We start from the raw sequence: 22,039 nt of genomic DNA, 5'->3' as shown, positions 1-22,039 counted from the left end.
ATTCAATCAAATGGAGTGGATCAATGATTAACCAAGAAATAATCAAAAGAAAAAATATAGTCCTGTTAACTGATAGTGATTGGCATCTGCGCATCATTCAATTTATAGTTGGTATCCTGATGTTAGCGCTCTATTTGTGGATAGGCGTAGGCATACTCAATTTAATGTCAAACTTGCCTCATATTTTCAAGGATGGATGGGCAAACGTTGTCGAGCATATCATTATTGATGTCGTGTTGGTCCTCGCAGTGCTTGAACTGATTCGCATATTACAATCTTATCTGGCAGTAGGGCGTGTAAAGGTAACCTTCATCCTCGATGTTGCATTAGTGGTGCTGATCGGAGAGTTGATCGGCCTTTGGTATAAAGCATACACATTGATAGAATTTGGATTACATATTGCTGTGATTGCGGTACTGACATTGCTGCGTATTGTTTCTATTCGTTTCTCACCCGATGCTATTGATTGATTCAACTAACCTTTAGGCGCAACAGGAACGAAGTCAGCTAGAGAGAACTAGCAGGTCATAATCTAAGATGAGTATTTTCTATTTATTTGCTTTGCTTATTTTTGATAATAAATCAAATAATTAATCAGCTATACAAATGAAAGGTTGTTTTCATGTTATTGTCACGAATTTGTAAAATTTTATTTATATTATCTCAGCATCCTTTAGCTATATATACTAAGAATGAGATAATGTATGACAATAACAATTCTAATAGTTGAAGATGAACCTATTCTCCAGGAAACGATTTCGCTCAATTTAAAAAGAGCAGGTCTTATTGCTTTATGTGCTGATAATGCGGAGCAAGCTAACAGAATAATCATCAATGTCTTACCCGATCTTGTGATAATTGGTGGGGTACTGCCTAATATGGACAGGGTAGAATTTGCACGCAGGTTGAAGATTGAAGAACGTACCCAATCCATTCCAATTATTATATTAACTGCTCGAGATCAGGAAAGTGAAATAATCGCTAATCTGGTGGTTGAGGTGGAAGATGTTATTATCAAACCCTTTTCACCTCATGAGCTGATTGCAAGAATCAAAGCTGTGTTACGTCGGCGTTTACCCGAGATGGCGGAGGAAATTATTCAGTTGGGGGGATTAAAACTTGATCCAGCTACACATAGAGTACATGCGTACATCAAGGATAAGCAGTTAGAACCAGCTGAAATTACATTAGGGCCCACTGAATTTCGCCTCTTGCATTTTTTGATGGCAAACAAAGAGCGGGTACATACACGCGCCCAACTGCAAGATCGATTATGGGGTGATCATGTTTTTATCGAAGAACGTACCATCGACGTGTATATTCGCAGGCTGAGAACCACTCTTAAAGTAGTCGGTAAAGAAAATCTGGTACAGACAGTCAGGGGAATTGGTTATCGATTTTCTGTTGAGTAAATTAACGATGTTTTAGCTCAAACCAAAATTGTTCAAACCGTAACCTATCATTAAACCCGCAGTCAATAACACCAATTATTCATAGACATCTTTCAGGAGGGAATGAAAGGTGTTTAGTTGCAACTGTTCTTTTTTGGAAATTTCATGAGTCTTAGCTCATATTTATATTTAATGTTAGTGAGAAGGGGTGATCTTCGGTGTTCACAGACGCTCTTTTGTTCAACCTCCCTTTCAGTAAGTAAAGCTTGAATCTAAAACTAGTAATTAAATACTTGATTAGTAAGCTAGGCTCATGGTATAGGGTGGCATTTTAGAAATTTCGTATTCCCCAAAATGGTGTGACGTTTTACGGAAAAATTTCGCATCTACCAGAATAGCTGCATAAAATAGCAGAACCGGCAATGTCCGTAATAATTGTCTCGGTAATTTATCGGCCAGAGATGAATAGCTGTGGCTGTTATCAATGGTAGCTCTGAACTATCGGGACTGGTTATATGCTCAGTTCTGCCTTCAATTACGCCTACAGTAATAATTTCTCTATTTTTAGCATAGTTCTTTGGATCTAAAAATTCCGGACTTTTAATGACAAAACGTCCTTCGCTGGGTTTATTTATTTTGGGGCGACCATAATAATCCAATGGATAAAATATGACCTCCATCCAGCTGAAGTTTTCATCATTCTTGACATCCGCAATGACACCACCCCAGCGCACCAAAGTATTTTTATTACTTTCAATGTCTGCGTTTACCTCTGCATATGAAATTTTTGTTATATGTGGATCTTCAAATGCGAGGGGCAGGGTAGAACATGCACTTAGTAATAAGCTGGTTAAAATCAAATAGAATCTCATAGAAATATCAAATCTTTCTTATTAATTGTAAAAAATCTTTTTGGTAGGATATATTAGAGCGCGTGAGCACTGGAGAAATATACTGGTCAAGGCCTTCATCTATGCGATTTTTATGGTTCTTGCAAAGATAAAATCTGTAAAGGTGCCAGCTGTGGTACGAAAGGGAGAAATAATAAAAGCTGACACCGTAGCCTAAGAACAGGAATAAACTTAGTATTGATCATTATACGGTTCAACATTACGTCTTTATTACTACCTGATGACATCCGCAGTTTTTAATACATTGAAATGAGCTAATATTTACTCTATAACTTGCTGCCTGGTTTTTTACCTTGATATAGTTCCTATTAATTGGGCAACCTGAAAGAAAATCAAGCTCTGGTAAGTGTAGTTGATCAGGTTCAGGCAATCAGATGGTTTCTTTGAGCATTATGATAGATTTCTTCAGGCGTAAGCCTGTCAGGGCTTTGATGGAATCATTCTTGATCATACCCATCAAACCATGCAATTAAATTTTTCTTTATTTCCTGCAAGTTATTGAATTCACTTGGATATGGAAACTATTGCTTAATTGACAGCCATAGTCGCTCAAAAAAATATTCTCATAGTAGCAATCCTTACCCTCTGTGCTGATCTAGATATAATGCTTCTTTAATATCGAAGCAAGTGCATCGCTAATGAACTGGACACCCTGATCAGTATTCATGATCTATGGACAACCATAACCTTGAATGGCTGTCTCTAGTGCTTGATTGCAAAGTCGGTATTCAATGTATTGGACAAGCGCTAGCTCAATACCTTATGCGAATACCAGTTTATGATGGCAATAAAGTAGCCAAAGTTTTTTCCCTGGGGACATAGGTTATGTCAGCAGCCAAACCAGATCAGGTTTGTTAATAACGAGGTCTTTAAGCAAATAGGGTATACATCTTATGCTGTTTGTTTGAGATACTAATCTTTGGAGTTTGTGGGGCTATGCTGACAATACTCGGCGATCTTCATTAGGGACGATGCTTTCTTGCGCTCCAGTATGATTTCTTGGCGCTGAATAATCATAGGTTGAACATGCTAAATTCAACAATTGACATTGACGAACCTGACTAAGATTCCTATGGGGCTCAATCTGCTCTTTGCGTTTTGCAAGACTCAATGATTGGGCTTTCTTGCAAAAAATCTCATTCAATCGCCAACTGACCGATAAGCCAGTATAGGCCATCGGTAGTATGCCTTTCCTCATTGGAGGTGACGTTTTTTTAGAAAATAACCCGGCGGCTTGTTCAATAAGTCGCTGTTTCCAGCTAGGGATCTGCATCGGATGTATATTATGACGCGTTGCTAACTGTGGAAAGGATTCATCTTCACGTCTCGCTGCCAGCGCTAGTTTTGCTTTGAATTCACTTGAATAGCGCGCGCTTTTTACTCATCGTTATTAGGCTCCTTTTTAATTTTATTAGAGCTTAACAACCTGTACGTTTTGCAGGAACACATCAGAGTGTGTGAATTGACGAGTACAGAGCAAGACGCCACTCCTTAGAATAGTCATTTTATTCCAGTGGGTTTGCAACACAGCCACGTGCTTACAAAATGGTGCAATTCGTTCCAGAACAAAAATACTTCGAAGTAAGAATGAAATTTATAAGAAAGACTATTATCTTCATAATATTAATTCCAGAACGAGTGGGCAATTGAGAAATCCAGGTTAAATTAATCTGGGTCGCGAAGCTTGCGCCGATGTGATACTTTACTGTATAGGTCATCATTTATCGTTCTGAATAACCCTGGGAGGAATAAAATTGAAACAATTTATCATCGTTTCACTGACTGTACTTGTGCTTTTATTGACTGCATTGAATTTCGGCATCTACAATATGGCCGCTACCGATAAGCATTGGGCGCCCACAGAAAAGCTGATCAGCTGGGTTCGTGATAGTTCGATAAATGCACGCGCAAAAGAAATCGAAATTCCAGTGCTTGATGAGGATGTTATGCTTGAAGAAGGTTTCAAGCAGTACCATGCCATGTGTACCGAATGCCATTTGGCGCCCGGCAAGCAACCTACCGCACAGGCTATCGGCCTTTACCCACAAGCACCGCTATTTTATGAAAGAGCGTCCGTAACTGATGAAGGTGAGAAATCATTTTTTTCCAAACGATATTTCTGGGTAGTCAAAAATGGTATCAAAATGACGGGTATGCCCGCTTGGGGGCCCACGCATAATGATGAAACAATCTGGGCAATTACTGCTTTTCTTCAAAAACTCCATGGAATGACTGCGGCACAATATTCCGCACTGGTAGACACGCATGGGGATGATCTAATGCACGATCATCATCATGATGGCGACCACCCTCATTAATGCTGGGTATGTGTCGATGATATTTAAGGATAAAGGTCGTGCAACGATTGTAATCAATGATTGGTAATGGATTTAAGATGAAAGGATGAATGACGCAGCACTACCACGGAACGGGCTTCTACATTGATCTGGCTTTCTGCTTTAAACGATTCTTGGTTTTCCAGCCAGCCAATGTTGGTGTCGAGCTCCTTTATCCAAAGGGCCCCCCACTCCATTCCAGGGAGAGTAAACGTTAGCGCTTCATGGTGAGCATTAAAAATTACATAAAAATTATCGTCTTTTACCGGCTCGCCGCGTGGGTAGGGGTTCGGGATCGTAACGCCATTCAAGAAAACGCCAAGTGACTTGGCATATCCCAGGCCCCAATCGTTTTCAGACATCTGCGCCCCTTCTAAGGTAAACCAGGCAATGTCCTTTACTTCGCTGCCATGAATGGGCTGACCTTGAAACCAGTGCCTCCGACGAAAAACAGGGTGGTTTTTACGATATTCGATGAGCTTCTGGCAAAAAACGAGCAAGTCTCTATCCGCATTTTCCCAATCGTACCAGGAAATCTCATTATCCTGGCAGTAGGCATTATTATTGCCTTGTTGCGTACGGCTGATTTCATCACCTCCGAGCAGCATCGGTACGCCTTGCGATAGGATTAGCGTGACAAGGAAGTTTCGCTGCTGACGTTTGCGTAGCTGCAGTACATTGGGGTCATCGGTCTTGCCTTCCACACCACAATTCCACGAACGATTGTGGTTTTCACCATCATTGTTATTCTCACCGTTGGCTTCATTATGCTTTTCATTGTAGGAAACGAGATCGTTTAAAGTAAAACCATCATGGGCAGTGATGAAGTTAATGCTGGCGTAGGGCAGCCGAGACGTGTTTTCGTAAAGATCCGAGCTGCCGGTAAAGCGAGAGGCACACTCCCCGAGCGTTTGATTCTCTCCGCGCCAGAAATCGCGTGCACAGTCCCGATATTTTCCATTCCACTCACTCCATACCGGCGGAAAATTACCCACCTGATATCCCCCTTCTCCGACATCCCAAGGTTCAGCAATAAGCTTCACCTGACTGATGATCGGATCTTGCTGAATGATATTGAAGAATACGGAAAGGCGGTCCACATCATGCAGTTCACGTGCTAAAGTGGCAGCCAGATCAAAGCGGAATCCATCCACATGCATCTCCAGCACCCAGTAGCGTAGCGAATCCATGATGAGCTGTAGCACGAAGGGATTGCGCATGTTCAGGCTGTTACCAGTGCCAGTGTAATCTTGGTAATAGCGTGGATCGTCCGCAAGTCGGTAATAATATGCATTATCGATCCCTTTGAAAGAAAGCATCGGGCCGAGGTGGTTTCCCTCCGCGGTATGGTTGTAAACCACATCCAGAATCACCTCGATTCCAGCCTGATGCAGTGCCTTGACCATTTGTTTGAATTCAGCCACAGCTGCACCAGGGCGTTTTTGGGAGGCATACTGACTATGGGGTGCGAAGTAACCAATGGAATTGTATCCCCAATAATTTCGCAAACCTTGATCCATCAGATGTTTGTCGTGGATGAAGTGATGGATCGGCATGAGCTCGACTGCTGTTATCCCAAGTTGCTTGAAATGCTCAATAATTGCCGGGTGGGCTAAAGCAGTATAAGTGCCTCGTATTTCAGGCGGAATGTCTGGATGTCGATAAGTGAGACCTTTGACATGGGTCTCATAAATGATAGTCTCATGCCAGGGAATTTGCAGTTTACGATCCCCACTCCAATCAAAATGGGGCTGATGTACTACGCTGCGTGGCATGTATGGCGCACTATTGCTGGTGCTTCGAACTTCGCTACCCTTGCCGAAACGGTATGGAAAAACAGCTTCATTCCAATGAATTTGCCCATCGATTGCTTTTGCGTATGGGTCGAGCAGCAACTTGGCAGGATTACAACGCTGACCTTTAGCAGGATCCCAGGGTCCATAGATGCGGAAACCGTAACGCTGGCCCGGCTCCATGGAGGGCACATAGCCGTGCCAGCAATACCCTGCTACCTCGGGTAAATCAATGCGATGTTCTTTTCCTTTTTCATCAAAAAGACACAGTTCGACCCGTTCGGCGGTTTCTGAAAATACTGAAAAGTTCGTTCCAGATCCGTCATAAACGGCTCCCAAAGGATAAGGCTGTCCTGGCCAAATTTTCATATTTTTTTCTAAATAGATTGAAATTTGCTAGTGTTAATAACTGATTACTATATTAACCCTAATAGCTCCCTTTGTGCTAGGGTTATCATTTTCTTGGGTCTGGAGATCATCCTTTTTTTGGAGGATATTTTCTATTTGCTCCTGGCGAACTGTTGAAAACGTATTCGAGGCAATCAATATAGGCAAGCACAGGCAAAAAAAGGAGTTTATATCTGATCTGCAACATAGCTTACTTCGGTGAGAAACAAGGTATGAATCCGATAAGGCTTAGCTTACTGACCAGCAAAGGGCAACCCAAGGTATAGGAATTATGCTCTAATTGCTTGGGAGAAGTGACAGCTGACTCTTAGCGGTTGATACCGATCCATGCGAATTGTTGGAGGCGCTACCTGATAAAACCGATATTGTGCGGGTTCCATAACCGGCTGATGGTAAAAGCCAAACTGGAAGGTTTTTGGCTGCTATCAGTGAACAAATTTAATCACACGGTTTTGATGATGAAAAGTGCCATGGGTGCGGTGATTGATACATACTGAGTGCATGAATCTGAGGAAAGCTGTCCATACCATCTCGCAGATGAATTATTAGGGAGCAGTCTGTCTAAATAGGACATAATGAGGAAAAATGGCCTAAGAGAGCAGTAAAACTTCACTTTTCTGCCAAGAAATAGTGATTAATTCCATTTCTGAATCAAAACTGACTTTATCGGCCACCTTGCCGTATTATGGATACTGTTTGCGGCTCGCCCTCGCGTCATGTTTGATTTGGAAATGGAATAAAACTGTCATTTAGAGACTTCTCCTTACCATCGCAAAATTTTCAGGGTTGCGCAAAAGGTCTTTTTTATGGATATATTTTTGAAGATATATTCGATATAAATTACCCACAGTGCATTGTTTGAGAAAAAACCAAGCATAAGGAAATTCACAACAATGAACCAGTTACCCGAATATATCAATGGCCTGCCCAATATTTGTGGATCGGAAGATCTTGTGGCAAGGGTCATTCAGGAATGCCAAAATGATTCTGTATTCCTGCCGCATAGCAGGATAGATTTCAGCCGCATAAAAAGCGCATTTGCTTGCGCGCTGCACATGCATCAGCCACTTATGCCTGCGGGTGGTGATCATCTACAGACCGCTGCTCTCATCAGTAATCTGCAGTACATGATGGAGCATCCGAACAACGGCGATAATCACAACGCCCCCATGTTTGCCTATTGCTATAAGCGGATGGGAGAATATATTCCGCAATTGATTCATGAAGGTAAAAACCCAAAAATCATGTTGGAGTACTCGGGTACCCTGCTGCACGGCATACGCAAAATGGGGCGGCACGATGTGATAGACAGCCTTAAAGATATCACCTGCAACCCTGAATATAATTGCGCAGTAGAATGGCTGGGCTGCCCTTGGGGTCACTCCGTGGCACCGTCTACTCCCGTGCAGGACTATCGCTTGCACGTGAAAGCCTGGCAACATCATTTTGCTGCAATCTTTGGATTAGAGGCACTTAAGCGGGTGCGCGGTTTTTCTCCTTCGGAAATGGCTCTGCCTAACCATCCCGATGTGGCTTATGAATTCATCAAAACATTAAAAGAGTGCGGCTATCAATGGGTATTGGTTCAAGAGCATTCCGTCGAGGAGCTGGAAAGTGGCTGCTCGCCGCGACAACCTCACTTACCGCATCGCTTGGTCTGCACTCACTCCAACGGCGCAACCGCAGGTATCGTTGCTATTATCAAAACCCAAGGCTCAGATACCAAACTCATCGGCCAAATGCAGCCTTATTACGAAGCAAAATGCTTGTCGCGGACAGAATTGGCTGGCAAGAATATTCCGCCAGTGGTCAGTCAAATCGCCGATGGTGAAAATGGTGGCGTTATGATGAATGAATTCCCATCCAAATATCAAGAGGTTATGCGCGAGTGCGCTTATAGTGATACGCCTAGCGTCAACGTCAGTGAATATCTGGAATACCTTTATTCCATTCAACTTAAGGAAGAAGATTTTCCCATCATCCGCCCCTTGTTTCATAAAAAGATTTGGGCGTATATCCAGCCAGGGGATGGTTCAGACAAACTCAATGCGGCCATTGAAGCGCTATCGCGGGAAGATCACAATTTTCATATGGAAGGGGGGAGTTGGACTAACGATCTTTCTTGGGTGAAAGGCTATGAGAGTATGCTCGAGCCCCTGGAAGAAGTGAGCAAGCTGTTTTACACCACAGCGCTTAAATCAGGCCATGCCACGGATGAACATTGCTATCGGAATGCCCTCTTTCATCTGCTTTGCTCGCAAACAAGCTGTTACCGCTACTGGGGACAAGGCTTATGGACGGATTATGGGCGTGAAATATGCCGCCGCACTTATGAAATCCTTAAGAATGATTTTAGCAAACATACCAAACATTGAGTAGCGGGTGATCCGCATTATTAAGTGCGATCTAACTATAAGGAATAAAAATGTTTTCAAACAGTGACATTGCAAAGATAATTGCTGCGCGTCATCACGATCCTTTTACTGTATTAGGCCGTCATCATAAGGAAGGCATGACAATTGTGCGCGCCTTTAAACCACATGCGAAATCTGTCACGATTGCAGAAAACGGACTGACTATGCAACGAGTGGGTGACACTGACCTCTTTGAATGGCAAGGTGACGGTAGCAACCTGCCGCAACACTACCGCTTTATCTGGCATGATTACGATAACTACGAACACATCGCGCATGATCCCTATACCTACCTGCCTCAGCTCAGTGATTTTGATCTTCACTTATTTGCTGAAGGAAAACATTGGCATGCTTACCGTTTTTTGGGTGCTCATCCACACGAAGTTGACAATGTCAGGGGTACGCTGTTCTCTGTATGGGCACCTGGCGCAGAACGTGTGAGCGTAATCGGTGATTTCAATCGCTGGGACGGCCGTTGTCATCCGATGCGTGTCCGTCGGGATTATGGCGTATGGGAGCTTTTTATTCCTGATGTTCATCCCGGCATGCTCTATAAATATGAGATCCGTAATCGGGAATACGGCACTATCCACTCAAAAATTGACCCGTATGGACAAGAATTTGAATTACGTCCACGCAATGCATCGATCATTGCTAGAGAAAGCAGCTATCAGTGGGGTGACCAAAATTGGCTGGAGCAACGTAGCCAGTTTGATTGGCAACATCGGCCCGTGTCAATTTACGAAGTTCACCTCGGTTCATGGCAACGTGGCACGGAAGGTGAATTTCTTAACTATCGGGAATTAGCCCATCGGCTGGTACTTTATGTGATTGAAATGGGGTTCACTCACATCGAACTGCTGCCAATAACCGAACATCCTTTTGATCTTTCCTGGGGTTATCAAGTGACCGGATATTATGCGCCTACCAGTCGATTCGGCTCTCCAGATGATTTTCGTTATTTTGTCGATTATCTGCACCAGCATCATATCGGAGTTATTCTTGATTGGGTGCCTGCTCATTTCCCCAAGGACGCGCATGGCTTAGCGCGTTTTGATGGTACACCGTTATACGAGCATGGCGATCCACGTAAAGGTGAGCACTTGGATTGGTCTACCCTGATTTTTAACTATAGCCGCCATGAAGTAAAGAATTTCCTGCTCTCAAGTGCGCTTTATTGGCTGGAACAATTCCATATTGACGGATTACGGGTAGATGCAGTGGCCTCCATGCTCTACCTTGATTACTCACGCACAGAATGGATACCTAATCAATACGGTGGCAGAGAAAACCTGGAAGCTATTGATTTTTTGCGTCAAGTCAACACTGTTGTTCATGGCCAGTGTCCGGGTGTGCTGATTTTTGCAGAAGAATCGACCTCCTGGCCACAAGTGACAAAACCTGCCGATAGCGGTGGACTTGGATTTGATATTAAATGGAATATGGGATGGATGAATGATTCTCTGGCCTACTGGTCCAAGGATCCCATTTATCGTCAGCACCATCACAATATTCTTACGTTCAGTATGTTGTATGCTTTTTCAGAGAACTTTATTTTGCCGTTTTCTCATGATGAAGTCGTGCACGGTAAGGGTTCCATGCTGAACAAGATGCCCGGTGATGAGCAGCAACGTTTTGCCAACTTGCGCCTCATCTATACTTATTTGTTTACTCATCCCGGTAAAAAATTGCTCTTTATGGGGACAGAATTTGGTCAGGGACTTGAATGGAACAGTGCTGGAGTTCTAGATTGGTATGTACTTGAGTATGCCAACCATAAAGGTGTGCAACTGCTAGTGAAGGATTTGAACCACCTGTATCACCACACTACAGCGCTTCATCAATATGATTTTGATTGGCATGGGTTTGAATGGATTGATTGTAATGACAACAGAAATTCGATTTTAACCTATCTGCGCAAGTCAGATGAGAATTTTCTGGTGGTTGCCCTTAATCTTACCCCCGTCCTCCATGAAAATTACAGAATGGGTGTGCCAGAATCGGGTGCTTATAAAGAAATTTTTAATTCGGATTCGAATTTTTATGCGGGGAGCAATGTAGGCAATGGTGAGGTAAATCTAGTGGCAGAAGCCATAGAATGGAACGGAAGACCGTATTCCATAAGCTTAACGCTGCCGCCATTAGGCGCAGTCATTCTGGAGAGAATTGATTTCATGACGTAAATTTATGAGATATTGAAGCTAGCCTGGATTGCCTGGTTGATGGCAGACATTCGAAATATCTTATAGTTAGTTATTGAGTTTTTCGCTATTGTTTATCATACAGGCTAGATCACTGTACCTGCGATACGTGATAGCATAATCTCATCTTGAAAATAAAAAGGAAAGGACAATGAGTGAGCCGGCTGTACCAGGATTTTTTATTCGATTTTTTCTCGCATTCGGTGTTTATTTTCGCTTCCTCTTTAATAAGGAATTTGCTGGTGCCGTCTTGCGCATAGGTAAAGGTGAAATCGCCGCTTCCGCCGGTGAGACACCTCCCATCGAAGCCAGACCTCAGGCAGTGGCGCCGCTGCTGAAGGAAGCACCACCCGATTCGGCGCTGCAGTTGTTAGGACTATTACAGCAAGAGGGTCGTTTTATTGATTTTATAGAGGAAGATGTTGCGCGGTTTTCCGATGCGGATATTGGTGCAGCCGTCAGAGTAGTGCACGAGGGGTGTCGGAAAGTCTTGCATGACCATATGACGACGGGACCTGTGCGCGAGGAACAAGAAGGTGCGCGAGTAACGTTGCACGCGGGCTTTGATGCCTCAGCTATTCGTTTGACGGGTAAAGTGGTTGGTCAGCCCCCCTTTAGTGGTACTTTGGTTCACCGCGGCTGGCGGGTTAACAATATCACCTTGCCAAAACTCGCAGAAGGTCATGATGTGAAAGTATTAGCTCCGGCAGAGATAGAACTGTGAAAGAAGCAAAATATAGCATAGGTATTGATTTAGGCACGACCCATTGCGCCGTATCCTGTGTGGATCTGGCGCAAAGTCAGGGAGAAACGGTGGCGCAAGCAATCATGGGAATACCCCAACTGACTTCGCCAGGTAATGTAGAAGAGAAGGCGTTACTCCCATCTTTTATATACTTACCTCATCCCGATGAGTTTGCACAAAATGATTTAATGCTGCCATGGGATAGCGAACGGCAATATGTCGTGGGTGAATTGGCACGTAGTCAAGGGATGCGTACACCAATACGGGTCGTATCTAGTGCAAAAAGCTGGTTGTGCCATCCGGGAGTGGATCGACGCTCAGCTCTCTTGCCACTGGACGCACCCGATGAAATTGAAAAAATTTCACCTTTGCAGGCTTCCATTCATTATCTGCAAGATTTGCGTGACGCATGGAATAACCAACACCCTGAGTCACCTTTAACACAACAGTCGGTGACAATTACTGTCCCTGCCTCCTTTGATCCTGCCGCGCGGGATCTGACTGCTGAAGCTGCGCGGGCGATTGGATTGGATCAATTTCTTCTCCTGGAAGAACCACAGGCCGCATTATACAGTTGGTTACAAGCGACCGGAGGAGATTGGCGTAAACAGGTGAAACCCGGTGATATCATTCTGGTGATAGACGTGGGTGGGGGGACAACTGATTTGTCCTTGATTGCGGTGACTGAACAGGAAGGTAGTCTTGTCCTGCAGCGTATCGCGGTGGGAGATCATATCTTGCTGGGCGGTGATAATATGGATCTGGCGTTAGCCCATGTGGTCAGTTCCAAACTTGCTCATCAAGGCACTCGTCTTGAGCCGTGGCAATTGCATGGCTTGACTCACTCATGCCGTACTGCGAAGGAAATCCTGCTCAATAATCCCGATGCGGAAACAGTCCCGGTGGTCGTTCCCAGCCGGAGCTCACGTTTAATTGGCGGCACTTTGCGCACTGAATTAACTCGTGCTGAGGTGACACAAACCATTGTGGAGGGTTTTTTTCCAAAAGTGGAAGTAACGGCACAATTGGTTTCCCGGCCACGCGGTGCATTGACCAAACTCGGATTACCCTATGCGCAGGATGCCGCTATTACCAGGCATTTAGCAGCATTTCTGACGCGACAGGCGGGTGCTGCTGCAGAATTAACAGGTTTTGAAAATGCATCAGCAGAGGGAGCCAGTTTTTTACACGCGACAGCCGTGCTGTTCAATGGCGGCGTGTTTAAGGCGCCGGTGCTGACTGAACGCGTGAGTGAGGTAATCAATAGCTGGCTACAAAAGGAGAATTCTCCTGCTATACGCTTGTTAAAAGGTGCGGATTTAGACCTCGCCGTGGCGAAAGGTGCCGCCTATTATGGTTATGTCAGACTTGGTCAGGGCGTACGTATTCGCGGGGGTACCGCGAAATCATATTATATCGGGGTGGAAAGTGCCATGCCAGCGGTTCCTGGTATTGAGCCTCCTATCCAGATATTGTGTGTTGCGCCTTTTGGCATGGAGGAAGGAACACGTACTGAAGTACCTAGCCAGGAGTTTGGGCTGGTTGTCGGTGAGCCGGTAAGGTTTCGCTTTTTCGGTTCATCGGTGCGGCGTGAAGATCAAGCAGGCATGATGCTGAATGAGTGGTTGCCAGAAGAAATCGAGGAGCTGGAAGAAATCGAAATCAACCTGCCTGCTGAGAATCACTCGCCAGGAGAAGTGGTTCCGGTACATTTGCAAGCAGCTATCACAGAAATGGGTACCCTGCACCTTGAGGCGGTATCGCCGAAAGGGGAACATTGGAAAGTAGAGTTTGATGTGCGTGGCGGTGTGGAAAACAAACCTTGAGTAAAGAAAAACATCCCGCCCGCTATATCGTCGGTATCGATTTGGGCACGACTCATACCGTTGCGGCCTATGCCGACCTGAACGAGCCCGAGCCTACGCCTGAATTATTTAACATAGAACAATTGATCGCACTCGGTGAAGTAGCTGCGCAGCCGTTATTACCTTCTTTACGTTATCATCCTGCAGCAGGGGAGCTTGCCGAGCACGATCTTCATCTGCCATGGCAGTTAAACCGCATCGATCCGCAGGAACCCAAGGCGGTATTTGGCGAACTGGCCCGTGAACTGGGTTCGCGTGTGCCGGGTCGTTTGGTTGCCAGTGCGAAGAGCTGGCTGTCGTATGCGGCGGTAGACCGCATGGCACCGATTTTGCCATGGGGAGGGGCTGAAGGCATAGACAAAATTTCGCCGGTCCATGCCAGCGCCTCTTATCTGGCGTATGTACGCAGTGCCTGGAACCATCAATTTCCTCAGTATCCATTAGAAAAGCAGGAAGTCGTCATTACCATCCCGGCCTCTTTTGATGAAGGGGCAAGGACATTGACGGTGGAGGCTGCGCATTTGGCAGGTCTTACAAGTGCACGTTTAGTAGAAGAGCCGCAGGCTGCCTGTTATGACTGGCTTGCGCGCTATCAACAGGAACTGAATACCTTATTAGCAGATACCCGCCTGATTCTGGTGTGTGACGTGGGCGGCGGCACGACAGATCTCACCCTGATTAAGGTCACGCTCAAAAATGGCCAGGTGCATCTGACACGTATTGGTGTGGGTAATCATCTTATGCTAGGGGGTGATAACATGGATCTGGCCCTGGCGCATATTGCGGAAAGACAGCTGGTTACGCCAGGTGCGCCGCTGAGTGCAGCCAGTCTGTCGCAACTGATGCAGCAATGCCGTAATGCCAAGGAGCGCTTGCTGGATGCTGATGCGCCGGAAAAAATCATGGTGACCATTCTGGGTACAGGCGCCAAGCTGATTGGTGGAGCGCGCTCAACTGAACTAAATCGTGAGGCAGTACACCGCATGCTGTTGGATGGGTTCTTACCGATCACACCGGTGGATGAGCTTCCGCAACGTACGCGCGGCGGTATCGTTGAGTTTGGATTGCCTTATGTGTCCGACCCGGCCATCAGTCGACATATTGCTGCGTTTCTCACACTGCATGCTCAGGCTTCGCGCGAGGCATTGAGTGAATTGGCACCGCTCGATGACCGTATTCCGATTCCGGATGCTATTTTGCTCAATGGCGGCATTTTTAACAGCACCTTATTATCCCAGCGCTTACTGGGTATATTGGCGCAGTGGCGTGGTGCACCGTTGCAACAACTATTAAACACACAGCCCGATCTTGCAGTGGCTTCTGGCGCAGTGGCTTACGCGATGGCACGCCATGGTCAGGGTATCCGAATTGGTGGGGGGTCAGCACGAAGTTATTTTATCCAGGTTGCAGCAGAACAAGAAGCGCAGCAAGCGGTGTGTATCTTGCCGCGTGGCACAGAAGAAGGCCAACCGGTCCAATTAACTGAACGTAATTTTGCCTTACGGATTGGTGAGCCCGTGCGTTTTCATCTTGTTTCATCCATTAATGATGCCACCTTCCAGCCGGGAGATATCGTTACCCTGGATGACATCATGTTTACGCCGCTACCTCCCACCGCCACGGTACTCACTCAGGATAAGGATGTGGCACGGTCGCAAACGGCTGAAGTGCCAGTGCAGCTACAAACTACCTTGACTGAAGTCGGTACGCTTGAGATGGCCTGTGTTGCCCAGGATAAACCTTCACAGCGCTGGAAGCTGGAGTTTCAATTGCGTGGCGGCAAGGGTGGGCTCATATCGAGTATGTCCAGTACCTTACACCCTCGTTTTGCGGAAGCAAGTGAGCTGCTCAGTTTGGTTTATGGGCCCCCATCAAAGAAGATCAGCCCCAAAGCCATAAAAACCTTACGGTTTGATCTGGAAAAGATTTTAGGCAAGCGCGAGGATTGGGATACCGCTTTATTGCGGGAATTATTCGGCACACTATGGGAATGTGGCCAGCGCCGTCGTTATTCCGCTGCCCATGAAAGATTATGGTTTAATTTGATTGGCTTTTGTTTACGCCCTGGGTTTGGTTATCCGCTTGATGATTGGCGGGTGCAACAGTTATGGTCCATTTATGAGCAAGGGTTGCAATATATAACCGAAGCAGCAGTATGGGCGGAATGGTGGATTTTGTGGCGGCGCGTGAGTGGTGGGCTAAGCGAGCCGGCTCAATGCCAGATTCTTGATGATATTGCTTATGACCTGCAACCTTTAAGCAAGCGCGCCCGGAAACGGTCACCGGGAGCAAAGCCTCAAGGCTATGATGATATGGTACGCCTGGTCGCAACATTGGAACGTTTACCCACAGCACGTAAAATCGAAGTAGGCGAATGGTTGTTGGAGCGCCTGCAAAAAGCATCCGAATCACTGCAAACTTGGTGGGCGGTAGGACGTATTGGGGCAAGAGTACCGTTTTATGGCAGTGTACATAATGTTGTGCCGGCAGAGATTGCCGCCAATTGGCTGCAAAGGGCGATCAAATTGGACTGGAAAAAGATTCGCCCTGCCGCCTTTGCCGCTACCATGCTGGCACGCATGAGTGGAGATCGGGAACGGGATATTTCACCAGAGCTGCGTGCGCAAATTATCCAACATTTACAACAAGCGAAATGTCCAGCATCATGGATTGAGATGGTTGAGCATCCCACTGAACTCCAGGAAACCGACGAGCGGAGTATGTATGGTGAATCCCTGCCGCCCGGGCTGCGCCTGGTACATTAACCTGGTGCATTAAAATTGTAAGCGTGCACAGGTGCAATCCCAGAGCCTGCCCTGACACCAAGGGCGCGGCTAATTCCATTTCCAAATCGAAAATGACGGAAGGCGAGCGGCAGACAGTATCAATCATACCGCAAGGTGAAGCTGACAAAGTCAGTTTTGATTTAGAAATGGAATAAGAATAAATTTTAGAAATTAATCCTATCACTACTGATTATTAGATGAAATTCACAGGGGAAGTGACCCATTTGTCACAAAAAGGGCTAGGGGTAGTTAAAAGCGAAGAGGAAAATATTTCCTATTTTGTGTTTGGCACCTGGCCCGGAGATTTGGGTGAATTTGAAGTTATCGACCGGCCGTTGCATAACAAGAAATACGGCTACGCCAGGCTGGTTCGACTCATTAAACCATCTGACCAAAGGCAGCCGCCTGCCTGTGCTTTTCTTGGTATTAGCGAAGAAGCTTGTTCGGGCTGTCCCTGGATGATTGCGAATTATGAAAGCCAGCTTGAGCAAAAACGAAACCGTTTGATTTATGCCATGAAGAGAATCGGGTTCGCTATGGAGCAATGGAACATCCCTCCAGTGCATCCTTCCCCTTTTTTATATGGTTATCGCAATCGCTTTCAGGTGAAAACTGATGGTGAGAAATTAGGTTTTGTGGCTGAAGGGTCCCATAAAATTGCCCCGGTAAAGGATTGTATCGTGCTGAACGACACATGTAGGAATCTTCTGCAAGGCATGCTCAGGAGTTTGCCGCGCGAAGAGTGGGTACCTGGCACTGGCTATGATTGGAATTTCATCGATATTGATGATGATTTGCCAGCTGAAAATATTCAGCTCAATCAGAAACGACCTTTTAAGCAGGGTAATAGTGCGCAAAATGAATGGATCAAATCCTGGTTGCGTAGCAAACTCAATGAAAACCCCCGTGTCGGTAAAGTCATCGAGTTATTTTGTGGCTCAGGTAATTTCACCGAAGTGATTGCTGAATCGGAATGCAGCGGAATCATTGCGTATGAAGTAGGGCTCGATGCCATCAAGCAACTCCGCACAAAGAATCTGCCCAAAGTAGATGCACGCCCGGTCGATCTATTTAAGCCGTTTATCTGGAAAATCTTGAGAAAAAGTATTGCAGATGCCGATACCCTCGTACTCGATCCACCACGCGCAGGTCTTAAAAACATGAAGGATTTTTTTGAGCATTTTGTTTCGTTGAAGACAATTTACTATATCTCCTGCGATCCTGAGACATTTGCCCGCGATGCCTGGTCTTTCTCAAAAAAAGGCTGGTCGATTGGCGAGATTCAGTTGGTCGATCTATTTCCCCATACCCCGCATGTTGAAACACTGGCGATATTAAGAAAATAAGCTTTTAACAATAATTTGCACTTTTAAACCAATCGATTGCGTCTTGAATCCCTTCCACAGCGGGGCGGGATTGATAACCCAGTTCACGTGCCGCCTTTGCGCTGGAGAAAAACATTTTCTTTTTGGCCATATGAATACTATCAACCGTCGCGCGCGGTTCGGTTTTGGTGAGTTTGGCGACCATCTCCATAGTATGCGCGAGCGGCAGCATCAGCTTGACAGGGATGCTTCTGCGCTTGGTAGGCTTACCGGTGATGGTATCGATGGTTTGGAGAATTTGCAGCAACGTCATGTTGTCGCCCCCCAGAATATAACGCTCTCCGCATTTTCCTTTTTTACAAGCGAGCAGGTGGCCATGCGCAATGTCATCAACATGGGCGACATTCAGTCCGGTATCGACATAGGCCGGCATTTTCCCGCGCAGCGTATCGAGCACGATGCGTCCTGTGGGAGTAGGTTTGACATCGCGCGGGCCGATAGGAGTGGATGGATTGACAATGACTAACGGGAACTGATGCTCGCACACGAGTTGTTGCACCATTTGCTCAGCCAGAAATTTGGAGCGCTTGTAGTGTCCAGCGATAGAGGCCAAATCGGAGAAGGTTTCTTCATCAGCGGGTTCGCTGTTTGGATTCAATCCTAACGTGGCTACGCTACTGGTATACACCATGCGTTCCATGCCTGCTTCTGCGCCTGCAAGAATCAGCGCTTTGGTGCCATTGACATTGATGTCGTACATGATAGCCGGATTGGGGACCCACAAGCGGTAATCTGCTGCGACATGGAACAGATAGTTGCAGCCTGTTACCGCGCGCTTTAATGAGGTGGCATCGCGTAGATCGCCTTCTGCGATCTCGATGGGGAGTTTCATCACATTGCGCCGGTCACTTCCTGGCCTGACAAATGCACGAACCTCATGACCGGCTGCTAGTAAGCATCTCACCACTGCTGAACCAACGAAACCATTTGCACCTGTTACCAGAGATTTCATAGTGGACCTTAAACCGTTACAGAAAATATGAAGTTAAGCTTATTTTCGTTCTCTCCATCCTGTTATTCCATTTATAAATCAAAATTCACTTTGTTGGCATTTCTCTGCCGTATGATTGATACTGTCTACGGTTCGCCTCCAAGTCATGTTTGATTTGAAAATGGAATTAAAAGCGAGCGATTCTTCTACACTTTCTTACCCAGAAGATCAACTTCTGGCAGATGTCGCGAAGTCAATGCAAATATCCATTGCAATGCCCAATCCTGGCGGGCTAATGCACTGGTAATCAGCACAGTGGCTTTGACACTCTTGCGCGAAATCTTGACTTGCTCACCTTGAATGAAAGAACGATTCTGATCGATTTTATTCAGCGTCAGAACGGCCATACCCAATGCCCACAGGCAGAAGCGGCGTATCCCCGTTTCTTTGGGCGGGATCATGCAGGTATAAGTCAGCGCATTACGTAAATGCGCTTTGGCAATGCCAATTAATACGCCGAGACCCTCATCAAAACGTGGATCCGTACATCCTGGTTGCAGCTCATTAAGATCAAACCCTTTTTCCCTGAAGATATCTTGCGGTAACCAGCATGCGCCGCGCTTTCTATCTTCCCAGATATCTTTCAGGATATTGGTCATTTGCAGCCCTTGGCCGAAGGAAACGGCCAATTTCATGAGAGCGGGTTTATTGAGGTTGATTTCTTCCGAATAATCACAAAACAGTTCGGTCAACATTTCTCCTACCACCCCCGCAACGTGGTAACAATACTGATTCAGGGCGGCTAGATCCTTTAATCCTGCCAGCGACTCGGTATCCTGATAATCAGCCATGCCTTGTCCCATGATGCGGACACAACGCTCCAATGCCTTGCGTTGAGTGGGGTTGAAGCTATGCGTAATGCGGATGACCGCAGGCGTATTTTTGATCAGATCATGTTCGGCAGGAATGGTGTGATCAGAAAGCAGGGGAAATAAGGCTTCTGCGAATGCTTCAGCTGCGACCTTTCCGCTGACAACCTGGATAAACATTTCGGCAAACTTGCGGGTTTGCTCAGAAGATAAGCCATTATCGTCTTCCACGGTATCTACAATACGGCACAATAAATAAGCATTGCCGATGACTGGATAGAGTGAGGGGGGAAGTTGTGGAATGGTTAGCGCAAAGGTACGGGAAACCCCTTGCAGAATGTGCTCCTGGTAGTGATTATCTTCAATGCTGGCAGGGTGGGCCATGGTATAAGTCGTCATAAATCGATCTAGGCAGCTAACTGTGAAAAAACAATAAGTTTATTTATACTGATTCATAGCTGATTTCAGTCCAGTATCTTTTCAGGAGCAATAAGTTGTTCGATTGTTTCTCGTGCACGAATCAAATGGATAGCATGACCATCCACCATGATTTCTGCTGCCCGTGGCCGAGTATTGTAATTTGAGCTCATACTCATTCCATAGGCACCGGCTGACATGACAGCCAGTAAATCATCTTGGGTTAAGCTTAGCTGGCGATCGTGCCCCAGAAAATCTCCTGTCTCACAGACAGGCCCTACCACCTGATAAGTGTTAACTTCACCAGATTTTTTAACGACCGGCAATATCTCATGGTAGGCATCATACAGTGCTGGGCGCATCAGATCATTCATTGCAGCGTCCACAATAGCAAAATTTCGATGGGGAGCATGTTTAAGATATTCAACACGCGTCAGCAGTAAACCAGTATTGCCCACTAATGAGCGGCCAGGCTCAATAAGCATGCGTTGCTTACGCTGCCCAACACGGCTACATAGCGCGGTGACATAATCTTTAATGGGTGGAGGCGATTCCTGGTGATAACGAATACCCAGCCCACCGCCCAGATCCAGATGTTCAATATGTATACCTTGGTTCTCCAAACGGTCCAGTAGGGCCAGCATTTTGCTAATGGCTTCGATGAATGGGTCGATTTCGGTGAGCTGCGAGCCAATATGGCAATCCAGACCGGTGATGCGAACGTGAGTCAGTTCATGTGCGGCAGTATGATAAATCCGCTCTGCTTCCGCCATGGGAATACCGAATTTATTTTCTTTGAGACCCGTCGAGATATAAGGATGAGTTTTAGCATCAACGTCGGGGTTAACTCGAAGGCTTACTGGCGCAATTTTGTTCATTTCCTTCGCCAGCTGGTTAAGATTCAGTAACTCCATTTCTGATTCGACATTGAAACAAAGAATACCTGCAGTAAGGGCTGCACGCATTTCATCCTGATTTTTCCCCACACCTGAAAACACAATTTTTTGGGGATCTCCACCCGCTTTTAATACTCGTTGCAATTCGCCGCCGGAAACAATATCAAACCCACTCCCTAGACGGGCAAGAATATTGAGGATGGCGAGATTGGAGTTGGCTTTGACTGCATAGCAAATGAGATGATCCCGCCCAGCGAAGGCGCGATCGAATTCTTGATAAGCAGCCATCAACGCGGCACGAGAATAAACATAGCAGGGCGTGCCAAATTCTTTGGCAATCTCGATCAAGGACGCCGATTCGGCGAAAAGTTGATCATGTTGATAGGTAAAGGATGTAAATTTGCTCATTGATTTTTTTGTGTCTCCTCAGACGGTTGTGATGCTGGAGGAGATTCTTTGGGGGGAAGATAGAGCGGCCCTTTTGTTCCACAAGCAGTCAACCAGAAGGATATGAAAGCAGCGATATACAGTAGGCGCACGTGATGCATATAAAGTTAAAAGTGACGGATATTATCATAAGTGCGTCACAGAAAGATGTGAAATGAAATTTTGTTCATCTTATTTTGCTTGGTTGCATCTATAAAATCTATCGTCATTAAATTTCTAAATCAAAACTGATTTTGTCGGCTTC

Annotated in this window: 15 protein-coding genes; 9 read left to right on the top strand and 6 right to left on the bottom strand. The window is 45.9% G+C overall.

Annotated features, from left to right (window positions below):
• Positions 1 to 23: 23 nt before the first annotated feature.
• A complete protein-coding gene (locus BM283_RS03125) occupies positions 24 to 470 on the top strand; it encodes a phosphate-starvation-inducible PsiE family protein (protein ID WP_090689332.1) in 447 nt (148 codons plus the stop codon).
• A 234-nt stretch (positions 471 to 704) separates the two neighbouring features.
• On the top strand, positions 705 to 1,412 hold the full coding sequence (locus tag BM283_RS03120; protein WP_090689329.1) for a winged helix-turn-helix domain-containing protein: 708 nt from the start codon (positions 705 to 707) through the stop codon (positions 1,410 to 1,412).
• Positions 1,413 to 1,777: 365 nt separating this feature from the next.
• Here BM283_RS03120 and BM283_RS03115 read toward each other — a convergent pair whose 3' ends face one another.
• The gene (locus BM283_RS03115) at positions 1,778 to 2,251 is read right to left on the bottom strand and encodes a Slp family lipoprotein (protein WP_175492004.1); all 474 of its coding nucleotides are present in this window, start codon (positions 2,249 to 2,251) and stop codon (positions 1,778 to 1,780) included.
• Positions 2,252 to 4,056: 1,805 nt separating this feature from the next.
• On the opposite strand from BM283_RS03115, the gene BM283_RS03105 reads away from it, so the two are divergent.
• Positions 4,057 to 4,620: a c-type cytochrome gene (locus tag BM283_RS03105; protein WP_090689318.1), complete on the top strand. Its 564-nt coding sequence runs from the start codon at positions 4,057 to 4,059 to the stop codon at positions 4,618 to 4,620.
• 53 nt (positions 4,621 to 4,673) lie between these two features.
• Here BM283_RS03105 and glgX read toward each other — a convergent pair whose 3' ends face one another.
• Positions 4,674 to 6,800 carry a glycogen debranching protein GlgX gene (gene glgX, locus BM283_RS03100; RefSeq protein WP_090689315.1) on the bottom strand — a complete coding sequence of 709 codons (2,127 nt, stop codon included), beginning with the start codon at positions 6,798 to 6,800 and terminating at the stop codon, positions 4,674 to 4,676.
• Between the two features lie 932 nt (positions 6,801 to 7,732).
• Between glgX and BM283_RS03095 the strand changes: the two genes are divergently transcribed.
• From BM283_RS03095 to BM283_RS03070, 6 genes are all read left to right on the top strand, one after another.
• A complete protein-coding gene (locus BM283_RS03095) occupies positions 7,733 to 9,214 on the top strand; it encodes a glycosyl hydrolase family 57 (protein WP_090689312.1) in 1,482 nt (493 codons plus the stop codon).
• A 50-nt stretch (positions 9,215 to 9,264) separates the two neighbouring features.
• On the top strand, positions 9,265 to 11,436 hold the full coding sequence (gene glgB, locus BM283_RS03090; protein ID WP_090689309.1) for a 1,4-alpha-glucan branching protein GlgB: 2,172 nt from the start codon (positions 9,265 to 9,267) through the stop codon (positions 11,434 to 11,436).
• 169 nt (positions 11,437 to 11,605) lie between these two features.
• The gene (locus tag BM283_RS03085; protein WP_090689306.1) at positions 11,606 to 12,178 is read left to right on the top strand and encodes a DUF2760 domain-containing protein; all 573 of its coding nucleotides are present in this window, start codon (positions 11,606 to 11,608) and stop codon (positions 12,176 to 12,178) included.
• Positions 12,175 to 14,025, top strand: coding sequence for an Hsp70 family protein (locus BM283_RS03080; RefSeq protein ID WP_090689304.1), 1,851 nt, complete (start codon positions 12,175 to 12,177; stop codon positions 14,023 to 14,025). Before BM283_RS03085 ends, BM283_RS03080 begins: the two co-directional genes overlap by 4 nt.
• Positions 14,022 to 16,829: an Hsp70 family protein gene (locus BM283_RS03075; protein WP_090689301.1), complete on the top strand. Its 2,808-nt coding sequence runs from the start codon at positions 14,022 to 14,024 to the stop codon at positions 16,827 to 16,829. Before BM283_RS03080 ends, BM283_RS03075 begins: the two co-directional genes overlap by 4 nt.
• A gap of 218 nt (positions 16,830 to 17,047) precedes the next feature.
• Positions 17,048 to 18,196, top strand: coding sequence for a class I SAM-dependent RNA methyltransferase (locus tag BM283_RS03070; protein WP_090689298.1), 1,149 nt, complete (start codon positions 17,048 to 17,050; stop codon positions 18,194 to 18,196).
• Positions 18,197 to 18,200: 4 nt separating this feature from the next.
• Here BM283_RS03070 and hpnA read toward each other — a convergent pair whose 3' ends face one another.
• The 4 genes from hpnA to BM283_RS17910 all read right to left on the bottom strand — a co-directional run bounded on the left by hpnA (position 18,201) and on the right by BM283_RS17910 (position 21,896).
• The gene (gene hpnA, locus BM283_RS03065) at positions 18,201 to 19,187 is read right to left on the bottom strand and encodes a hopanoid-associated sugar epimerase (protein ID WP_090689295.1); all 987 of its coding nucleotides are present in this window, start codon (positions 19,185 to 19,187) and stop codon (positions 18,201 to 18,203) included.
• 185 nt (positions 19,188 to 19,372) lie between these two features.
• On the bottom strand, positions 19,373 to 20,434 hold the full coding sequence (locus BM283_RS03060) for a phytoene/squalene synthase family protein (RefSeq protein WP_254776122.1): 1,062 nt from the start codon (positions 20,432 to 20,434) through the stop codon (positions 19,373 to 19,375).
• A 65-nt stretch (positions 20,435 to 20,499) separates the two neighbouring features.
• Positions 20,500 to 21,756, bottom strand: coding sequence for a diaminopimelate decarboxylase (gene lysA, locus BM283_RS03055; protein WP_090689291.1), 1,257 nt, complete (start codon positions 21,754 to 21,756; stop codon positions 20,500 to 20,502).
• Positions 21,753 to 21,896, bottom strand: a complete 144-nt coding sequence (locus BM283_RS17910) for an LPS translocon maturation chaperone LptM (RefSeq protein WP_139225177.1) — start codon at positions 21,894 to 21,896, stop codon at positions 21,753 to 21,755. Before BM283_RS17910 ends, lysA begins: the two co-directional genes overlap by 4 nt.
• Positions 21,897 to 22,039: the final 143 nt, after the last annotated feature.

Source organism: Nitrosomonas sp. Nm34, assembly GCF_900113925.1.
In the GTDB taxonomy this organism is placed as follows: domain Bacteria; phylum Pseudomonadota; class Gammaproteobacteria; order Burkholderiales; family Nitrosomonadaceae; genus Nitrosomonas.
This window is presented reverse-complemented; position numbering and strand designations above follow the sequence as displayed.

Excerpts from the sequence above, each read along its gene's own strand:
- BM283_RS03125 (WP_090689332.1), top strand. The coding sequence starts at position 24 with ATGATTAACCAAGAAATAATCAAAAGAAAAAATATAGTCCTGTTAACT.
- BM283_RS03120 (WP_090689329.1), top strand. The coding sequence starts at position 705 with ATGACAATAACAATTCTAATAGTTGAAGATGAACCTATTCTCCAGGAA.
- glgX (WP_090689315.1), bottom strand. The coding sequence starts at position 6,800 with ATGAAAATTTGGCCAGGACAGCCTTATCCTTTGGGAGCCGTTTATGAC.
- BM283_RS03095 (WP_090689312.1), top strand. The coding sequence starts at position 7,733 with ATGAACCAGTTACCCGAATATATCAATGGCCTGCCCAATATTTGTGGA.
- glgB (WP_090689309.1), top strand. The coding sequence starts at position 9,265 with ATGTTTTCAAACAGTGACATTGCAAAGATAATTGCTGCGCGTCATCAC.
- BM283_RS03085 (WP_090689306.1), top strand. The coding sequence starts at position 11,606 with ATGAGTGAGCCGGCTGTACCAGGATTTTTTATTCGATTTTTTCTCGCA.
- BM283_RS03070 (WP_090689298.1), top strand. The coding sequence starts at position 17,048 with ATGAAATTCACAGGGGAAGTGACCCATTTGTCACAAAAAGGGCTAGGG.
- hpnA (WP_090689295.1), bottom strand. The coding sequence starts at position 19,187 with ATGAAATCTCTGGTAACAGGTGCAAATGGTTTCGTTGGTTCAGCAGTG.
- BM283_RS03060 (WP_254776122.1), bottom strand. The coding sequence starts at position 20,434 with ATGACGACTTATACCATGGCCCACCCTGCCAGCATTGAAGATAATCAC.
- lysA (WP_090689291.1), bottom strand. The coding sequence starts at position 21,756 with ATGAGCAAATTTACATCCTTTACCTATCAACATGATCAACTTTTCGCC.
- BM283_RS17910 (WP_139225177.1), bottom strand. The coding sequence starts at position 21,896 with ATGCATCACGTGCGCCTACTGTATATCGCTGCTTTCATATCCTTCTGG.